This is a genomic window from Bradyrhizobium sp. HKCCYLS1011, from assembly GCF_051167795.1.
Classification (GTDB): domain Bacteria; phylum Pseudomonadota; class Alphaproteobacteria; order Rhizobiales; family Xanthobacteraceae; genus Bradyrhizobium.
In genome coordinates this window covers 462,088-478,320 of record NZ_JBNPTT010000002.1, presented here as the reverse complement: position 1 = coordinate 478,320, position 16,233 = coordinate 462,088, and the positions used below count along the sequence as shown (strand labels likewise).

The following is a 16,233-nucleotide window of genomic DNA, read 5'->3' as shown; positions in this document are numbered from 1 at the left end:
GATGCCGATGACCGATGGCGAGACCGCCATGCGAGATCTCGCCGACAAAGAGAACTACGAACGACTGCAGAAGGATGTCAACGCCGTGAAAAATGATATCGCCGCCCTCACCGACCAGATCACCGACGCACTCAACGCCTTCGCCGGCAAGGCCGGCAGTCAGGCCCGCAGCGGCTACCGCCAAGCCCGCGAAAGGATGGATCAGAACTTCGACGATATTTCCGAGCGCGGCAGCGCGATGATGGACGCGGCTCAGGATGCTGCGAGCTCGCTCGAGGAACGCTTCGAGGATGTCATTACACAGCGTCCGCTTGCGACGGTCGGCATTGCGCTCGGCCTCGGCTTCCTGATCGGCGTGGCCTGGCGGCGCTGAGCGGCCGAGCCGCGTCAGCTCTGCAACGACGGAAAGCACGGCCCCGACGATCGGCGCCGTGCTGGATTGGCTGACAAACGGCTGACGGCCACGGGGACGATCATGCTTCAGCAGTTGATTGAAGGTTTTAAGGAGTCGAGCGGCACGGCGGTGCGCTTGACGTCACTGGCGGCTGCGGCAGCGCTCGGCCTGTTCATCACGACGAGCTTTCTCTGCGCCGCGGCGTTCGTGTTCGTGCTGGAGCGCTACGGCCTGGTGCCGGCGTGCCTGACCGGCGCCCTGATCTTCTTTATCGTGACCCTGATCGCGGCAGGCGGCTACATGGCCCGAAAGCGTCAAATCGAGATGCGCAGGGCGGAAACCGCCCGCTCTGCCGTTCACACGGCGCTCGCCGACCCGATGCTGCTGGCCACCGGCCTCCAGCTCGTGCGCGCGATCGGCCTGAAGCGACTGCTCCCGATCCTGGCCGTCGGCGGGCTCGCCCTCGGCCTGATGGCCAGCCGGCAAGCCTCCGGAGACGAAACTCCGGCCGAGTAGTTAGCGTGAAAGAGCCAGATGGGTACGTGTTTCACGTACCTGGATACTGGCGTGCCCGACGTCATGACCTGATCTTACGCAAGTCTGCCGACCCTCTGGCCGAGATCAATCAGGTGATGCAGCGGCCAGGTTGCAGCGTCTTGGCAATTTCGGTCAGGACGGACACCGATGGCTCGCAGGCGATCGGATGTTTCGCGACCTTCTTGCTGCCGTCGGTCTTGCTGTTATCGGTCCTGATCAGCTCTGCGGGCGGCCGGCCCCTCGTCTCGCCAACAACACTTGGGCCCTTGCTCTCCGTCAGCGGCAGACGAAGCAGAAATGTGGTGTCGTCGAATTGCGACAGGTGCAGCGCGACGGTTCTGGTCAGTTGCCCCGCTGGGGCGATCGCGCCGCGGTCCGCCTTCGCGGCGCGGTTCACGTTGTTGACCGACGTGCGGAGCAGTCCGCCGGTCAAATCGTGACCCGATGCGAGCTGCACAGCGCCCAGCGTTAGCGAGGCGGCCAATGTGCCGAAGACAATCACTTTTACTGTATACGCCATGGCCCTGCTCCCTCGCCTACTGGCGACGCCATTCCAACGTTGGTCGCGGGAACACGGTTCTCGGATTGGCCGATCACTTAACCGTGTCTTAAAATCGGCGACCCGGAGGCACAAAAATAATCGCGCACATCGGAAAAATAGTTTGCACCCCGAGGAACGACTCTTTGGCTCGCGCGTCATCTCGGCAGCCGGTCGTTCCCCCTGCCCCATTGACCGGCAACGCGGGGCACGGCTGTGGTGATGCCAGCCGTGCCCCGCATTCTTTTTTTCTGGAGAGCAGTCGCGCTCTACGCCTGCTGCACCGCAGCTGCCTGAGCCTAGCCCCATACCGCGCACGACTGGCCGGTATCCGCAGCAGGATGGCTCCTGTCTGCGACAACATCTCACACCGAAACTGCGCGGAGTTCAGAAGACGCGCTAAGTGGTCAGCATGACACGCGAGCTTGCATCTGATGCGGGATCAGAGGCACTGAAGCGCATCGTGCAGCGCAGTCCTGCCGGGTCGAAGTCGAGGCTCGCGGTCCACGCCGGTTCGGCCGCGAAGATGGTTTGGATCATCCTGGTCCCGAAACCCTGCCGCGTCGGTTTGCTCACCGGCGGGCCGTCGCTTTCCGTCCAAGATAGGCAAATCGTTCCGCTCTTCGCACGCGACCAGGTGACATTGACCTTCCCGAACGGAATCGAGAGTGCGCCATACTTGGCGGCGTTGGTACTGAGCTCCTGAAGCGCTGCCGACAACGCGAGCGCGAGCTTCGGGGGCAGCAGGATGGAAGGCCCGGAGATGGATAAGCGCTCGGGCCCAGCGTAGGGGGCGAGCGTTTTCCGAACGACATCCTGCAAGCTGGCCCCGACCCAATTGTTGGCCGTGAGCAGATTGTACGCTTCGGACAGCGCGAGAATCCGCTCCTCGAAGGACGACGCAAAGCCTTCCAGGCTGTGCGCACTGGCACGCGACAGGCGTGCGATCGATTGGACGGTCGAAAGCGTGTTCTTCACGCGGTGATTGATTTCGTCGAGCAGGCCTTTTTGCTGCTGGAGCGCACTCCGCAGCGCGGTCACATCGTAGCAGCCGCAGACCGCGGCGAGCGTCTCGCCCTCATCATCGCGTACGGGAACTGCGGTGATCACCAGATTCCGCTCCATCCCATCCACCCGGTGCACGACCTCTTCGGTCTCCGTCGCCACTCCGTCGCGCAGGGCGCGGACGATCGGGACAGCAAGCTCCGCTGTGTCGCGGCCCTTATCAACGCGACGGCCAAGCGGCTCCGGATCGTCCACCGATGTCAGACCGTCGATTCCCCACAATCTGAGCATCTGGCTGTTGATCAACGTGACCGTACCATCGGGCGCGACAAGCAGGACGCCAATCGGCAAGCTCTCGACCGTTGCGCGCAGCAATGAGCGCTCGCGCTCGATGATCTTTTCGGCGCCGGCGAGCTCGCGACCAACCTGATGCAGAACGTTCTGCATCCGGTTGACCTCCTCGACCGACCCGGCGATCGGTTCAGAGACATGCCGCCTCAGCTCCATCACATAACGTTCGAGGCCTTCGAGTGCGGTCAGAAATTTTGTGCTGAATTGCCGCGCCAGCCACAGGCTCAGCAGGAAAGCGAGGGCAGCCAGCATCAGGATCCATTCAACAGTGCGATGAAGCGGTCCCTCAACCACTTCGCGTGGAATGGCGAAATTGATGGTCCACCCGCTCTGCGGCGATCGCAGCAGAGACGTATAGGATGGCAGGCCCTTGCGCGACATCGCTTTGATCCAAAACGCCGACGCCTCCCCGAGGTGAGCCATCACCTCGGGGATCGTCGGCTTACCGATCAGATCTTCTCCGTCGAGCAGAGGGCGACGGGCGAGAAGCAGTCCTTTCTGGTCGATGATGCTCCCGACCATTCCTGGAGAGACGTAGTCGTCCATCAGCGCCGACAGGTAGTTCGTCGAGAGACCTATGTTGAGCGCATAGCGAATTTGACCGTCGATCCGAACCGGAACAGCGATCGTGACGATCGGCTGTCCATCCACCACCGCCTTCTGCAAGCCGGAGACTTGAGGAAGCCCCGTCTCGATCGCGCGACGCTCGGCCTCGAACGAGACGCGCCGGGGCAATGGCTGGTCGGGGGGCAGGCGGGTGTTGACGAGCTGCTGGCCATCCGGCGCATAGAGAACGATCGCGGTGCCGCCGATCAGGCCCACAACTTCGACTGCGTGGGCGCGAAACTCCGTGAGCCGCCCCTGCTGCAGCAGCGGCGACAAGGCAAGTACTTGCAGATCTTCGATGACATTGGCGACGCGAAGCTCTGTCGCGTTGCGCATCAGGCGGAGCCGGTCTTCGTATTCCGTGCGCAGCAGTTGCGACGATTCCGAGACGAAATGGTAGGCGAGAAACGCGGCGGCGGTGGTGATGGGAAGTGAGGTGACCAACGCGAGCACCACGAGATAAGCCGAAATCGGGCGCGCTCGCGTCGGCTGTCCACCCGCAGAGACGTCCTGGCCGTCCAACTCATCCCCCATACGTTTCTCGAGTCGCTACATGCAGCGAGCAGGGCTTCTATACAGTTACAATGAACGAGACCATTTCGACGCAGTCGCGGAACTTAAGTTCCATCGGGGCAGCCGTTTGCCGCCGCAGCAGGCAAGCAGCCAAAACAAATCCGGCACGCTTCTCCCTTCGAGAAGCGCGCCGGACATAACGCCTTACGCTACCTACCAACCCTAGTCAGGCGGCAAACCTATGCGGCAGGCTTTGGCATCCGATTGCGGGAATTGCGCTGGAAGAACAGCGCCTGGCTGGCCACCGCCGAGACCATGGCAGGCTGGAACGGCTTCGAGATCAGGAAGGCCGGCTCCGGCCGCTCGCCAGTGAGGAAGCGCTCGGGATAGGCGGTGATGAACACCACCGGTACCTCGAACGAGCGCAGCAATTCGTTGACCGCATCGAGGCCGGACGACCCATCGGCAAGCTGAATATCAGCCAGGATCAAGCCCGGCTTCCTGTTCTTGGCGAGCGCGACAGCGTCCGCATGCGTGCGGGCAACGCCGATGACGTTATGGCCGAGATTCCGCACCAGGCTCTCAAGGTCCATAGCGATGAAGGTCTCGTCCTCGATGATCAGGACGTCGGTCGCGATCTCGGCGGCCAGCTCGCGGCCTGCGGCCTCGGCCAGGCGCCGGGTCTCAGCCACGTCGATGTCAAGGATGAAAGCGACTTCCTCCTCCGGGAATCCTTCCAGCGAGAGAAGCAGGAACGCCTGACGGGGCAACGGCGTAATGTTGGACAAGCGCCGCTCAGGCGGCATGGGCAAGGTCGTGACCTCGGTATCGTCGTTCAGCGCCACCGAGTTCCAGATCTGGGTGAACAGCCGAAACAGGCCAGCACGTGGACCATAGCGCTCATCCAGCAGGGACGGGTCCTGGATCAGGGCTTCCAACATGGCGCCCACATAGGCGTCCCCGGAGCCCTGGCTGCCGGTCAGGGCGCGAGCGTAACGGCGCAGCAACGGCAAATGTTCAGCAACAAGCTGTGATCGGGACATCCCCACTCCATTCGCTATTTTGGGCCATGCATGCTCGGGGGCGGCCCGGTTCCCCTGGTCCGCAGACTACTCCCGAGCCGCAGAAAAGTTCCCAAATCAATGGGAACTTTTCTCGTCCACCGGCATTAGTTCCGGATACACCTCTCGACGACGAGAATAATTCTTGACGCTTCAGGGACTTAACTCTCGGGGAAACGTGGAAAAGGTCATGAAGGATGTAAAGTCTCAAGCCAGCAAGAATGCGGCACCCCGCAAGCCCGGCGGACTCAATGCGGAGATTCAGTCCCGGATCGGGCATCAACTCCGCGCCATGTACGACGATGTCGTCCGCCAGGGCGTGCCCGACCGGTTTGCGGATCTGATCCGGAAACTTGATGTCTCGGGCGAGCAACCCCACGTGGAGCACAGCGGGGGATCCAACGACCAAAATAACGGGAGGGACTAATGCCTCTCACTGACTCCTTGCGGGACGATATTCTGGCTTCCGTCCCAAGTCTGCGAGCCTTTGCCATCTCGCTCAGCGGCAACAGTGACCGCGCCGACGACCTGGTGCAGGAGACCCTCCTCCGCGCGCTGGCGAACATCGATTCCTTTCAGCCGGGCTCGAACCTGCCTGCGTGGCTGTTCACCATCCTGCGCAACCTGTTTCGCTCCGACTACCGCAAGCGGCGGCGCGAAGTGGAGGACGCTGAAGGCAACTATGCCAAGACCCTGAAGACGCATCCTTCGCAAGGCGCTCATTTGGAGTTTGAAGAATTCCGCGCGGCCCTCGACAAGCTGCCTCAGGATCAGCGCGAAGCCTTGATTCTGGTCGGTGCGTCCGGCTTCTCCTATGAAGACGCCGCCGCGATCTGCGGCTGCGCAGTTGGCACGATCAAGAGCCGCGTGAACCGCGCGCGCTCCAAGCTCGCCGCTCTGCTCTACGTCGAAGGCGCCGAGGATTTCGGTCCCGATGAGACGGTGCGGGCTGTGATCGGCGGCAGCGGCGGCTGATCAACTACTCAGACGACTAAAAAAGGCGGCCTTTACAGGCCGCCTTTTTCGTTTGTACCACCATCTCGGTGCGCCGCGCGAAGGTGTCAGTGCAAGCCACCCAATGCGTAGATCAGCACCAGGATGGGCAGCGGCACACCGAGCAGCCACAGCCGCAAGTAACGTCCCATGATCAGCTTCCAGCCAGCATGAATGGCCGTAAAATGCTGATCCCGTCGCTTTGGTTCCGGGCGAGAAACTCGCAGATCTGATGAGCATCAACGCGGCGGTCGGACCGGAGCTGAGAACTTTTCGGTGCGATCGCGTTCGCTCATGTCGACGACGGTCATCATCGGTGCGGTGAGCTCGTAGACGTAGCTCGCTTCGGTGAAGTAGCGTTTGGAGGTACCACCAAGCGCTTCCGGGGCGACGCGATCGAGCAGGATCAGACCGAAATCGCTGTCCGGCCTGCGCGTGGCCGCGCTGGTGTTGAACTCTTCCCAGCGGAATTGAAACACCGTGTCCGGCTCCTCACCGGTCACTTCCCATTTCGCCGTGATGTGCGGATGCTTTCCGACCAGCGACAAGCCCTCGTCGGAATGCGAAGCGAGCTCGAAGAACAACAGCGACAGGCTCTGCGCGGCGCGCGCGCTGACCGTGATGTCGGGACCGCTGATCGCGATGCGTTCGGCATGGGGAATGGCGCGCGCCTCGAACAATCCGCGCAGGTGCACGCCCTGCCATTGGCTCTCGCTGAGCAATGTCACGACATTCGACATCGCATGAATGCGTCCGATCAGAAGCTCGCGGGCCACATCGATGTCGCTGCCGTGACGCAAGGTGCGCGTGACGATCGATTGGATTACGGCAAGGATATTCTTGACCCGGTGATTCAGCTCGTCGATGACGGCGGTCAACCGCCGCTCGAAACCGATCCGCACCTGGATTTCCTGGCTGAGCCGCAGATTGTTATAGGCCACGTAGCCGAACAGGCCGCAGACGATGCCGGTCAGCGCAAGGCCGATCACAGCGACGATCGCCGCGGTCTGCTGGGCGCGACGAACCGAATTGCTCTTGGCGTAGTAGACCAGCGACCAATCGCGATTGCCGAACGTCACTGTCCGCGCCGCCGACGGCTGCGCCGCCTCCGGCGCACGCGTCCGGGTCGTCACCACCCCCTGATCGTTGGCGATCAGTTCGCTGGCCTCACGGCGCGGATCCTTGAGCGCAACGGAGAACAGCGACAGGTCGTCGTTGGTGAGCATCAGCGGCCCGAGTTCGTAGGAAAAGGTGACAAAGCCCGCCGGGGAGCTTGCGTCATCCAGCACGACCGGTGCAGCAAGGATCAAGCCGATCGGGCCGCTTGCGCGCAATAGCGGGGTCGGATCGGAAGCGATCGGCTTGCCCTCGGCCATCGCGCGGGCCAGCATCGGACCGAACACCGGATGGCCATCCAGCGCCGTCCCCGCCAGGGGAGCGGTCTCGGGGTTGCGAGGCTCGAGGTCCATCAAGACATCGACCGGGTGGTCGAGCGTTTGCTGCTCCAGCGCTTTGTCATCGAAATTGCGGATGTTGGGATTGGCAAAGCCAGACCGCTGCAGTTCGCTGCGCGCAGCCGGCAGCTCGTCCGGCTTCAATCGGGCCACCCATGCCGCGACGACGAAATCGGTCTTGAAGGCGTAGATCGCGGCGCGCAGCGGCTGCAGCATGTTGGCTCTGATCACCGTCGGCGTGCGAAACAGCCGAGAGGCAACCCGTGCCAGCAATTCGCGTTCGGTCAACCGATCCTGGACCAGGCTGGCGTGAACGTCGATCGCCCGCGCCAACGCGATGCGATCGATCGCAAGCTCCTGATCATGCACACGATAGGCGGCGAGGCCGGAGAGCACCGTTCCGATCAGCGCAATTGCACCGATGATGACACCGAGCCGAAGCACTCGTTTACTCTACGATCAAGGGTTGACGAAGGGGTAAACGAGTCATCAAAAGCCCGGGCCGGTTACTCATGAACGCGCCGATACAGCCGACCGAACATATTATGAGTGAGCCATCAACGAGGCGCAACTGAACCCTCCGGTGTTCCCGGAGGGGGCGCACCATCAGGCCGGAATCCGGGCGTTATCTAACGGCCAAGGATCAACTTTGTTCCGGCGGCCCTGCGGCTTTTTTGCGTCCTGGATGGCCACAGCCGAGCGCACCTCCAGGAAGATGCGGCAGATCAGCGCGCCCCGGCCAGGGGCTTAGGCGGACTCAGCCCGCCCTTGGCTTCGATGAAGCCGATGATCCGATCGAGCCCCTGGCTCTTGCGGAGATTGGTCATCACGAACGGGCGGTCGCCGCGCATCCGCTTGGCATCGAGCTCCATCTTCTCGAGCGACGCGCCGACATGCGGTGCCAGATCGATCTTGTTGATCACCAGCAGATCCGAGCGGGTAATGCCCGGGCCGCCCTTTGACGGGATCTTGTCACCGGCCGCGACATCAATGACGTAGATCGTGAGATCGGCCAGCTCCGGGGAGAAGGTCGCAGCCAGATTGTCCCCGCCGGATTCGATCAGCACGAGATCGAGGCTCGGGAATTTGGCGCGCATGTCCGCGACGGCCGCGAGATTCATCGAGGCATCCTCGCGGATTGCGGTATGCGGGCACCCACCTGTCTCGACACCGGCGATGCGGTCCGGCGTCAGCGAGCCCGAGCGCACCAGAAACTCGGCATCCCATTTGGTGTAGATGTCATTGGTAATCGCCGCGATGTCGTAGCGCTCGCGCATGGATTTGCAGAGCAAGTCCATCAGCGCCGTCTTGCCCGATCCGACCGGGCCACCGATGCCGACGCGCAACGGACCGTGAGATGATGACATTAGACAATCCTTCCGTTGCCGTCGTCCCGGCGAACGCCGGGACTCCAAGCGCGAGCGCATCTGCGCTCGTCGCGGCCGCGTGATGCATCGGTCGACCAGAATGGCTGATGCGGCCTAGAACAATCAACGCCGGTGGTTATGGGTCCCCGCTTTCGCGGGGACGACAAGAGAAACAAAGCCATCACGACCGAAACAGCCTCGTATATTGCGTCTCGTGGCGCAGGCTGGCGAGATCGGCGCGGAAGGTCGCGCTGCCGAGATCATCCAGCGTGGCTACCAGCGCACGAGCCGCGGTCGCAGCCACGGCCGGCTCGAGCGCCGCCAGCACGCGCTGACTGTCGGTCTGCCCGAGCGGGATCAGGCGGCTGCCGGCCGAGATCCAATTCGACGTCAGCGCGTGCAGAAAGGCATGCAGCGTCGGCGAAAGCGGGATGCCATGCGCCGAAGCAACCAGGCCGACCGCAACTGGATAGACGATCGCCTCGCACTGCGCCACGGCAGCCGCGAGCCCCTCGCAAGTCCAAGCGGCCTGTGCAATCTCGATGAAGGCTCGCCCCTGCGCTGTCGTTTCGAGCTGCCGCTCGCGCGACGGCACAAAAGCGGCCGCGAGCTCCGCGACATCACGCAACCCGCGCATGTCGTCCAGTTGCAGCGCCCGATGCGCGTGCACCAGAAACACGCCGTCACAGAAGCCCGCGCCGTCGGTCAGCATGGCCGACAGCCAGTGGCGGAGAGTATCGGCGCCGGAGACGTCACCCGCTTCCACCGCCCATTCGATGCCGCTCGAATAGGAGAAACCGCCGACCGGGAATGACGGCGACAGCCAGGTCAGCAGCCGATACAGCGCCGCCGCCTCGGCTTCCGTCATTGCATAAGGCGCACGCCGCAGCTCATTTGTGGTCATGAGCATGGGAATGGCCGTGATGATGTGCGTGTCCGCAATGCTCATCATGATGGTGGTCATGCGCATGGCCGTGCTCATGCCCATGGTGATCGTCGCCATGATGGGCATGATCATGCGAAGCGTGGTCGTGTGCCCCGTGGTCATGGTGATGCGCATGGTCATGATCGTGGTCATGCGCATCGTGGCCGCCCGCCGGCTCGGCATAGGCGCCGCCTTCCGGATCGAACGGCGCCTCGATCTCGATCACGCGCGCACCGAGCCCTTTGACCATCGCCTCGATGACATGATCGCGGCGGATGCGCAGGCCCTTGCCCATGATCTGCGTCGGCAGGTGGCGGTTGCCCAGATGCCAGGCGAGCCGCACCAGATGATGCGGATCGTTGGTGCGGATCTCCAGCAGCGGCTCCGCTGCTGCAACGACCTCGACCAGGCGACCATCTTCGAGCACGAGCGCATCGCCACCGCGCAAGGCGATGGCGTGCTCGAGGTCGAGCAGAAATGCGAGCCCGCGCGTGCCGGTCATCGCCATCCGCCGCCGATGGCGGTCGTCGAAATCGAGCACGACGGTATCGGCGGCGGTCTCAGTCCATCGATGCTGTCCAAGCACACGCGTGGCGCGGATCATGCTGGCACTCCCATTCTCTTCAATTCCGTTCAGCGGACGTCGACCTTCGCGGGGGTGATGATTTCGATCCGCGGCGGCGCCGCAAAGCATTTCACCGCGACGCGACCGAACGCCTTCATGTGATCGGCGGTGCGATGCGGCACCAGCGCGTCCGCATTCTCCCATTGCTCGACGAACACCATCTTGCTGGGATCGGTGACGCTCTCATGCAAATCATAGGCAATGTTGCCGGGCTCCTTGCGGGTCTCGGCGATGCAGGCGGTGGCGGCGGCGATGAATTCGGCGCGCGTTTCGGGCTTCACGGTCAGCGTGGCGACGACATAGATCACGAAGGAATCCTCCCGGTATTTTTTCGGTTTTGTACCGGGAGGAAGTCTAGAACATGAAATAGCGCTGCGCCATGGGGAGCACCTCGGCGGGCTCGCATGTCAGGAGTTCGCCGTCCGCGCGCACCTCATAGGTCTCCGGATCGACCTCGATCTTGGGCAGAGCGTCATTATGGATCATGCTCTTCTTGGAGATGCGTCCGCGCGTGTTCTGCACCGCATAGAGCTTCTTGGAGATGCCGAGCTGGCGGGCGAGGTTGCCGGTGACCGCCGCCTTCGAGGTGAACACCACCGACGACGCCGTCAGCGACTTGCCGAACGCAGCGAACATCGGCTGGTAGTGCACGGGCTGCGGCGTCGGGATCGAGGCGTTGGGATCGCCCATCGGAGCGGCGACGATCGAGCCGCCCTTGATGATGCAATCCGGCTTGACGCCGAAGAAGGCTGGCGACCACAGCACGAGATCGGCGAGCTTACCTTTCTCGACCGAGCCGATCAGCTTCGAGACGCCATGCGCGATCGCGGGATTGATGGTGTATTTGGCGATATAGCGCTTGACGCGGAAATTGTCGTTGTCCTTGCCCTTGTCCTCCGGCAGCGCGCCGCGTTGCTTCTTCATCTTGTCGGCGGTCTGCCAGGTGCGGATGATCACCTCGCCGAGCCGCCCCATCGCTTGCGAGTCCGACGACATCATCGACAGCGCGCCCAGGTCATGGAGGATGTCTTCGGCAGCGATCGTCTCCTTGCGGATGCGGCTTTCGGCAAAAGCGAGATCTTCCGCGATCGACGGATCGAGGTGATGGCACACCATCAGCATGTCCAGATGCTCGTCGATGGTGTTGCGGGTGAACGGCCGGGTCGGATTGGTCGAGGACGGCAGCACGTTCCTCAAGCCAGCGACCTTGATGATGTCAGGCGCGTGGCCGCCGCCCGCACCCTCGGTATGGAAGGCGTGGATGGTGCGGCCCTTGAACGCCTTGATGGTATCCTCGACGAAGCCGGATTCGTTCAGCGTGTCGGAATGCAGCATCACCTGCACGTCATGGTCGTCGGCAACCGAGAGACAGTTGTCGATCGCAGCCGGCGTGGTGCCCCAGTCCTCATGCAGCTTCAGCGCACAGGCGCCCGCCTTGATCATCTCGACCAGCGCCGCGGGGCGCGCCGCATTGCCCTTTCCGGAGATGCCGAGATTGACCGGGAATGCGTCGAACGACTGGATCATCCGCGCGATGTGCCATGGTCCCGGCGTGCAGGTGGTCGCAAACGTGCCGTGCGACGGGCCGGTGCCGCCGCCGAGCATCGAGGTGACGCCACTCATCAGGGCATGCTCGATCTGCTGCGGACAGATGAAATGGATGTGACTGTCGAAGCCGCCCGCGGTGAGGATCTTGCCCTCGCCTGCGATCACGTCGGTGCCGGGGCCGATCACGATAGTGACGCCCGGCTGGATGTCGGGGTTGCCAGCCTTGCCGATCGCCGCGATCATGCCGTCCTTGATGGCGACATCGGCTTTGACGATGCCCCAATGGTCGACAATGAGCGCGTTGGTGATGACGGTGTCGGCCGCGCCCTGCTTGTTGGTGACCTGCGACTGGCCCATGCCGTCGCGGATCACCTTGCCGCCGCCGAACTTCACCTCCTCGCCATAGGTGGTGAAATCCTTCTCGACCTCGATGATGAGATCAGTGTCGGCCAACCGCACCTTGTCGCCGGTGGTCGGGCCGAACATGTCGGCATAGACGGAACGCTTGATCTTGACAGACATTGCCGGCCCCCACTCTGCTTATCTCTTGTCGTGACGCGTTCCGCTCACAGCGTCGCCCGCGCATTGGCGACCGCCTCGTCGAAGAGCGCATCGAGCTGCGCATTGACGCCGCGGCAGCCGGCCGCGACCTGCTCGGCCCAGCCGACATAGTCCATCAATTCCAGCTGCTGCTCGAAATCGGGCTCGAAAAAGATGCGGGCGCGGATGTTGCTGATCTTGTCGGCGATCTTGATCTGCTTGGCCGCGTCCGACTTCTTCGGCGCCTCCAGCACCTGGAGCTGTCGTCGCTCGCTCTTCGCCAGCGTCATATCATCCGTGACCTCTTCAACGAGGCCGGCCACGCGCAGGCCAAACCGCTGCGCCAGTTCGTCATGCGTCGTGTCGGTGTCCTCGATCGTGTCATGCAGCCAGCCGGCCGCGACCAGCTCGGCATCCTCGCCGTTGCTGGCGACCGAGAGCAGGTTCGCGACCTCGGCAAGATGATTGATATAGGGCTCCCCGCTGCGGCCTTTGCGCTGCTGGCCCAAGTGGCGACGCGCAGCCAGCTCGGCGGCTTCGGAGACGAGGCGGATGCCGGTCAGCATGGCCTACAGCTTGCCCATCACGTCGCCGCGGAAGCCATACACGGTACGCTTGCCGGCGAGCGCGACCAGCTGCACGTCGCGGGTCTGGCCCGGCTCGAAACGCACGGCAGTGCCAGCAGCGATATCGAGCCGCATGCCACGCGCCTTCTTGCGGTCGAACTTCAGCGCCGGATTGGTCTCGAAGAAATGGTAGTGCGATCCCACCTGGATCGGCCGGTCGCCGGTGTTGGCGACCGTGAGCGTCACGGTCTTGCGACCAGCATTGAGCTCGATCTCGCCGTCCTGGATGAAGAGTTCGCCGGGGATCATTTCATCTTTCTCCGTCATTCCGGGGCAGTCCGCAGGACCGAACCCGGAATCTCGATCTGTAGTCTCTAGATTCCGGGTTCAGCCCTGCGGGCTGCCCCGGAATGACGTTTAAGAATTCAGCGGATCGGCTCGTGCACAGTGACGAGCTTGGTGCCATCGGGGAAGGTCGCCTCGACCTGGATGTCGTGGATCATCTCGGGGATGCCGGCCATCACCTGGTCACGGGTCAGAACCTGCGCACCGGCCTGCATCAGCTCGGCGACGGTGCGACCGTCGCGCGCGCCTTCCAGGATGAAATCGGAAATGATGGCGACAGCCTCGGGGTGGTTGAGCTTGACGCCGCGCTCCAGCCTGCGGCGCGCCACGATGGCCGCCATCGAGATCAGAAGCTTATCCTTTTCGCGGGGGGACAGGTTCATGCGAAATCTCTAGTCGTCACCTAATTGAGCCAGAGCCGCGGCAGCGGCATCTCCGTAGCGCAACCGAGCACCGCGATCATGTCGGCGCGCAGGCGCGCGGCATCTTGGGCACAGAACCGCGCCATTGCAAACCCATTCCAGGCCGAGAGCCCGACCTCCCCACCGAATGCCGGGGCCGCCTCCCTGATACGGTCCACCAGCGCGGCATCGCCGGGCACGATCAGCGCCGTCCCGATGGCTGCCGCACCGTTGGCGACGGCCGACTGCGCCAGCCTGTCGCCGATATCGCCTTCGAGACGCACGGTCTCGGCAAAGACGAGCCGGCCGCCCCGGCGCAGCCGCCAGCGGTCGACAAAGACGCCCTCACGCATGCGTTCGCCCATGGCGGTGCGGCCGAACACCACGATCTCGCACAGCAGGAGCGAGGCCGTGTCATCCAGCTCGATATCAATATGGCGCGCAATCCTGGCGTGGTCGAACAGAATGGTCTCCTGCGGCAACCAGGAGAGATGCGCTCCCGCCGCAGCCTTCAGCGAGATATCCAGAGCGGCGGGCTTGCCGGGCGCGCGGTAGACCTTTTCGGCGGCGGCCGTCGTCAAGGTCAGGCGCGTGCCCTCGCCCGCTGCAATATCGATCGCAAACCGGTCGCCGCCGGCGATGCCGCCAGCGGTGTTGACAAACATGGCCGAAAGCCCGTTGTCCTCCGGCGACGGAAAACGGACACGGAGCGAGCCCGATTCATGCAGCTCACGACGGCGGGTCATGCCGTCCTGCAGCTGGACGTCGAAGCGGACCGCACCGCGCGCGCGATTCTGCTCGAAAATATCTGCTGCGGCGGCAGCGTCGGCCCCCATTCTCTTTCCCCCCGCGCGACCCAAGATCCGCTAAAGGCCGCGTCAAGATTGCGTCACAGCGCCATCTGGCGGCTGATCTCGGCAGGATCGAGATCGGCGCGGGTGCAGGTATACTTGACCGCGCCACGATCCATCACGGCAAAATTGTCGCCGAGCTCGCAGGCAAAGTCGAGATATTGCTCGACCAGCACGATCGCGATGTTGCCGAGATTGCGCAGGTAAGAGATGGCCCGGCCGATATCCTTGATGATCGAGGGCTGGATGCCTTCGGTGGGCTCGTCCAGCAGCAGCAGTTTCGGTCGCATCACCATCGCCCGACCGATCGCGAGCTGCTGCTGCTGGCCGCCGGAGAGGTCGCCGCCGCGCCGGCCCAGCATCGACTGCAGCACCGGAAACAGCGAGAAGACGTCGTCGGGGATGTTTCGCTCGGCGCGCTTGAGCGGCGCGAAGCCGGTCTTGAGGTTCTCTTCCACCGTGAGCAGCGGGAAGATCTCGCGGCCCTGTGGCACGAAGCCGATGCCGCGCCGGGCCCGCTCATAGGGCTTGAGATGGGTGATATCGGCGCCGTCAAAGCTGATCGCGCCCGAGGCCAGCGGATATTGCCCAACCAGCGCGCGCAACAACGACGTCTTGCCGACGCCGTTGCGGCCGAGCACGCAGGTCACCTTGCCCGGCTCGGCCGAGATCGAAACGCCACGCAACGCCTGCGCTGCGCCGTAGTAGAGGTTGATGTTGTCCACATTGAGCATTAGCGACCTCCGGCTGTCGCCAAGTGATTGCCGAATAGCGAATGGCGAATAGTACGAACTGCCCCGCTCATGATCCTCTGCATCATCCCTATTCGCTACTCACCACTCGCTAGTCGCCTACCTACCAAGGTAAACCTCGATCACCCGCTCATTCGACGACACCTGATCAATGGTGCCCTCAGCCAGCACGGTGCCTTCGTGCAGGCAGGTGACCTTGACGCCAAGCTCGCGAACGAACGTCATGTCGTGCTCGACGACCATGACGGTGTGATCCTTGTTGATCGCTTTCAGCAACTCCGCCGTCTGATGGGTCTCGACGTCGGTCATGCCGGCGACAGGCTCATCGACCAGCAGGAGCTTGGGGTCCTGCGCCAGCAGCATGCCGATCTCGAGCCACTGCTTCTGGCCGTGCGACAGGCTGCTGGCGAGCTTGCGTCGGACATCCTTCAGCCGCACCGTCTCCAGCACCTTGTCGATGCGCTCAGCCTCGGTCCTCGAGCCGCGCCAGAACAGCGTGCCCTTGACGCTGTGGTCGACATTGAGCGCGAGCAGTAGATTGTCCTCGACCGACTGGCTCTCGAACACGGTCGGCTTCTGAAATTTGCGGCCGATGCCAAGCTCGGCGATGCGGGTCTCGTCGAGCCGGGTCAGATCGGTGGTGCCGTCGAACAGCACGGTGCCTTCGTCCGGCTTGGTCTTGCCGGTGATGATGTCCATCATCGTGGTCTTGCCGGCACCGTTCGGGCCGATGATGGCGCGCATCTCCCCCGGCGCCAGCGTCAGCGAGAGATTGTTGATGGCGTGAAAGCCATCGAACGACACATGCACGCCGTCGAGATAGAGCAATGCCGATGTGGCGCGGGCGTCCATCACGTTCAT

General features: G+C 63.2%; 19 protein-coding genes. 4 read left to right on the top strand and 15 right to left on the bottom strand.

Annotation, left to right across the window (positions count from 1 at the left end):
- The first annotated feature begins 1 nt into the window (after position 1).
- Positions 2–373, top strand: a complete 372-nt coding sequence (locus ACQR1W_RS06780) for a DUF883 family protein (RefSeq protein ID WP_434850060.1) — start codon at positions 2–4, stop codon at positions 371–373.
- Between the two features lie 102 nt (positions 374–475).
- Positions 476–910, top strand: a complete 435-nt coding sequence (locus ACQR1W_RS06775) for a hypothetical protein (protein ID WP_434850059.1) — start codon at positions 476–478, stop codon at positions 908–910.
- Positions 911–1,019: 109 nt separating this feature from the next.
- On the opposite strand, the gene ACQR1W_RS06770 is transcribed toward ACQR1W_RS06775, so the two are convergent.
- From ACQR1W_RS06770 to ACQR1W_RS06760, 3 genes are all read right to left on the bottom strand, one after another.
- Positions 1,020–1,451, bottom strand: coding sequence for a hypothetical protein (locus tag ACQR1W_RS06770; RefSeq protein ID WP_434850058.1), 432 nt, complete (start codon positions 1,449–1,451; stop codon positions 1,020–1,022).
- Between the two features lie 417 nt (positions 1,452–1,868).
- Positions 1,869–3,965, bottom strand: coding sequence for an HWE histidine kinase domain-containing protein (locus tag ACQR1W_RS06765; protein WP_434850057.1), 2,097 nt, complete (start codon positions 3,963–3,965; stop codon positions 1,869–1,871).
- A gap of 218 nt (positions 3,966–4,183) precedes the next feature.
- Entirely contained in the window at positions 4,184–4,987 is an 804-nt protein-coding gene (locus ACQR1W_RS06760) for a response regulator (RefSeq protein ID WP_434850056.1), read from the bottom strand.
- Positions 4,988–5,195: 208 nt separating this feature from the next.
- On the opposite strand from ACQR1W_RS06760, the gene ACQR1W_RS06755 reads away from it, so the two are divergent.
- Positions 5,196–5,432, top strand: coding sequence for a NepR family anti-sigma factor (locus tag ACQR1W_RS06755; RefSeq protein WP_008970155.1), 237 nt, complete (start codon positions 5,196–5,198; stop codon positions 5,430–5,432).
- Complete coding sequence (locus tag ACQR1W_RS06750; RefSeq protein WP_008970156.1) at positions 5,432–5,980, top strand: sigma-70 family RNA polymerase sigma factor; 549 nt, start codon at positions 5,432–5,434, stop codon at positions 5,978–5,980. The genes ACQR1W_RS06755 and ACQR1W_RS06750 overlap by 1 nt, the downstream gene beginning before the upstream one ends.
- Positions 5,981–6,237: 257 nt before the next feature.
- On the opposite strand, the gene ACQR1W_RS06745 is transcribed toward ACQR1W_RS06750, so the two are convergent.
- The 12 genes from ACQR1W_RS06745 to urtD form a co-directional block, all read right to left on the bottom strand.
- Positions 6,238–7,896, bottom strand: a complete 1,659-nt coding sequence (locus tag ACQR1W_RS06745) for an HWE histidine kinase domain-containing protein (RefSeq protein ID WP_434850055.1) — start codon at positions 7,894–7,896, stop codon at positions 6,238–6,240.
- A gap of 281 nt (positions 7,897–8,177) precedes the next feature.
- Complete coding sequence (ureG, locus tag ACQR1W_RS06740; RefSeq protein WP_434850054.1) at positions 8,178–8,819, bottom strand: urease accessory protein UreG; 642 nt, start codon at positions 8,817–8,819, stop codon at positions 8,178–8,180.
- A gap of 181 nt (positions 8,820–9,000) precedes the next feature.
- Positions 9,001–9,723 carry an urease accessory protein UreF gene (locus ACQR1W_RS06735; protein ID WP_434850445.1) on the bottom strand — a complete coding sequence of 241 codons (723 nt, stop codon included), beginning with the start codon at positions 9,721–9,723 and terminating at the stop codon, positions 9,001–9,003.
- Positions 9,710–10,348, bottom strand: coding sequence for an urease accessory protein UreE (gene ureE / locus ACQR1W_RS06730; protein WP_434850053.1), 639 nt, complete (start codon positions 10,346–10,348; stop codon positions 9,710–9,712). The genes ACQR1W_RS06735 and ureE overlap by 14 nt, the downstream gene beginning before the upstream one ends.
- Positions 10,349–10,377: 29 nt before the next feature.
- A complete protein-coding gene (locus ACQR1W_RS06725; RefSeq protein ID WP_434850052.1) occupies positions 10,378–10,677 on the bottom strand; it encodes a putative quinol monooxygenase in 300 nt (99 codons plus the stop codon).
- 46 nt (positions 10,678–10,723) lie between these two features.
- Positions 10,724–12,439 (bottom strand): urease subunit alpha, encoded by a 1,716-nt coding sequence (gene ureC, locus ACQR1W_RS06720; RefSeq protein ID WP_434850051.1) that lies wholly within the window; start codon positions 12,437–12,439, stop codon positions 10,724–10,726.
- 44 nt (positions 12,440–12,483) lie between these two features.
- The gene (locus ACQR1W_RS06715; protein WP_434850050.1) at positions 12,484–13,023 is read right to left on the bottom strand and encodes an HD domain-containing protein; all 540 of its coding nucleotides are present in this window, start codon (positions 13,021–13,023) and stop codon (positions 12,484–12,486) included.
- 3 nt (positions 13,024–13,026) lie between these two features.
- The gene (locus tag ACQR1W_RS06710; protein ID WP_008970165.1) at positions 13,027–13,332 is read right to left on the bottom strand and encodes an urease subunit beta; all 306 of its coding nucleotides are present in this window, start codon (positions 13,330–13,332) and stop codon (positions 13,027–13,029) included.
- A 116-nt stretch (positions 13,333–13,448) separates the two neighbouring features.
- Positions 13,449–13,751, bottom strand: coding sequence for an urease subunit gamma (locus tag ACQR1W_RS06705; RefSeq protein ID WP_434850049.1), 303 nt, complete (start codon positions 13,749–13,751; stop codon positions 13,449–13,451).
- 20 nt (positions 13,752–13,771) lie between these two features.
- On the bottom strand, positions 13,772–14,605 hold the full coding sequence (locus ACQR1W_RS06700) for an urease accessory protein UreD (protein WP_434850048.1): 834 nt from the start codon (positions 14,603–14,605) through the stop codon (positions 13,772–13,774).
- A 53-nt stretch (positions 14,606–14,658) separates the two neighbouring features.
- A complete protein-coding gene (gene urtE, locus ACQR1W_RS06695; RefSeq protein ID WP_434850047.1) occupies positions 14,659–15,354 on the bottom strand; it encodes an urea ABC transporter ATP-binding subunit UrtE in 696 nt (231 codons plus the stop codon).
- 117 nt (positions 15,355–15,471) lie between these two features.
- A complete protein-coding gene (gene urtD / locus ACQR1W_RS06690; RefSeq protein WP_434850046.1) occupies positions 15,472–16,233 on the bottom strand; it encodes an urea ABC transporter ATP-binding protein UrtD in 762 nt (253 codons plus the stop codon).

Excerpts from the sequence above, each read along its gene's own strand:
- ACQR1W_RS06780 (WP_434850060.1), top strand. The coding sequence starts at position 2 with ATGCCGATGACCGATGGCGAGACCGCCATGCGAGATCTCGCCGACAAA.
- ACQR1W_RS06775 (WP_434850059.1), top strand. The coding sequence starts at position 476 with ATGCTTCAGCAGTTGATTGAAGGTTTTAAGGAGTCGAGCGGCACGGCG.
- ACQR1W_RS06770 (WP_434850058.1), bottom strand. The coding sequence starts at position 1,451 with ATGGCGTATACAGTAAAAGTGATTGTCTTCGGCACATTGGCCGCCTCG.
- ACQR1W_RS06765 (WP_434850057.1), bottom strand. The coding sequence starts at position 3,965 with ATGGGGGATGAGTTGGACGGCCAGGACGTCTCTGCGGGTGGACAGCCG.
- ACQR1W_RS06760 (WP_434850056.1), bottom strand. The coding sequence starts at position 4,987 with ATGTCCCGATCACAGCTTGTTGCTGAACATTTGCCGTTGCTGCGCCGT.
- ACQR1W_RS06755 (WP_008970155.1), top strand. The coding sequence starts at position 5,196 with ATGAAGGATGTAAAGTCTCAAGCCAGCAAGAATGCGGCACCCCGCAAG.
- ACQR1W_RS06750 (WP_008970156.1), top strand. The coding sequence starts at position 5,432 with ATGCCTCTCACTGACTCCTTGCGGGACGATATTCTGGCTTCCGTCCCA.
- ureG (WP_434850054.1), bottom strand. The coding sequence starts at position 8,819 with ATGTCATCATCTCACGGTCCGTTGCGCGTCGGCATCGGTGGCCCGGTC.
- ACQR1W_RS06735 (WP_434850445.1), bottom strand. The coding sequence starts at position 9,723 with ATGACCACAAATGAGCTGCGGCGTGCGCCTTATGCAATGACGGAAGCC.
- ureE (WP_434850053.1), bottom strand. The coding sequence starts at position 10,348 with ATGATCCGCGCCACGCGTGTGCTTGGACAGCATCGATGGACTGAGACC.
- ureC (WP_434850051.1), bottom strand. The coding sequence starts at position 12,439 with ATGTCTGTCAAGATCAAGCGTTCCGTCTATGCCGACATGTTCGGCCCG.
- ACQR1W_RS06715 (WP_434850050.1), bottom strand. The coding sequence starts at position 13,023 with ATGCTGACCGGCATCCGCCTCGTCTCCGAAGCCGCCGAGCTGGCTGCG.
- ACQR1W_RS06710 (WP_008970165.1), bottom strand. The coding sequence starts at position 13,332 with ATGATCCCCGGCGAACTCTTCATCCAGGACGGCGAGATCGAGCTCAAT.
- ACQR1W_RS06705 (WP_434850049.1), bottom strand. The coding sequence starts at position 13,751 with ATGAACCTGTCCCCCCGCGAAAAGGATAAGCTTCTGATCTCGATGGCG.
- ACQR1W_RS06700 (WP_434850048.1), bottom strand. The coding sequence starts at position 14,605 with ATGGGGGCCGACGCTGCCGCCGCAGCAGATATTTTCGAGCAGAATCGC.
- urtE (WP_434850047.1), bottom strand. The coding sequence starts at position 15,354 with ATGCTCAATGTGGACAACATCAACCTCTACTACGGCGCAGCGCAGGCG.
- urtD (WP_434850046.1), bottom strand. The coding sequence starts at position 16,233 with ATGAACGTGATGGACGCCCGCGCCACATCGGCATTGCTCTATCTCGAC.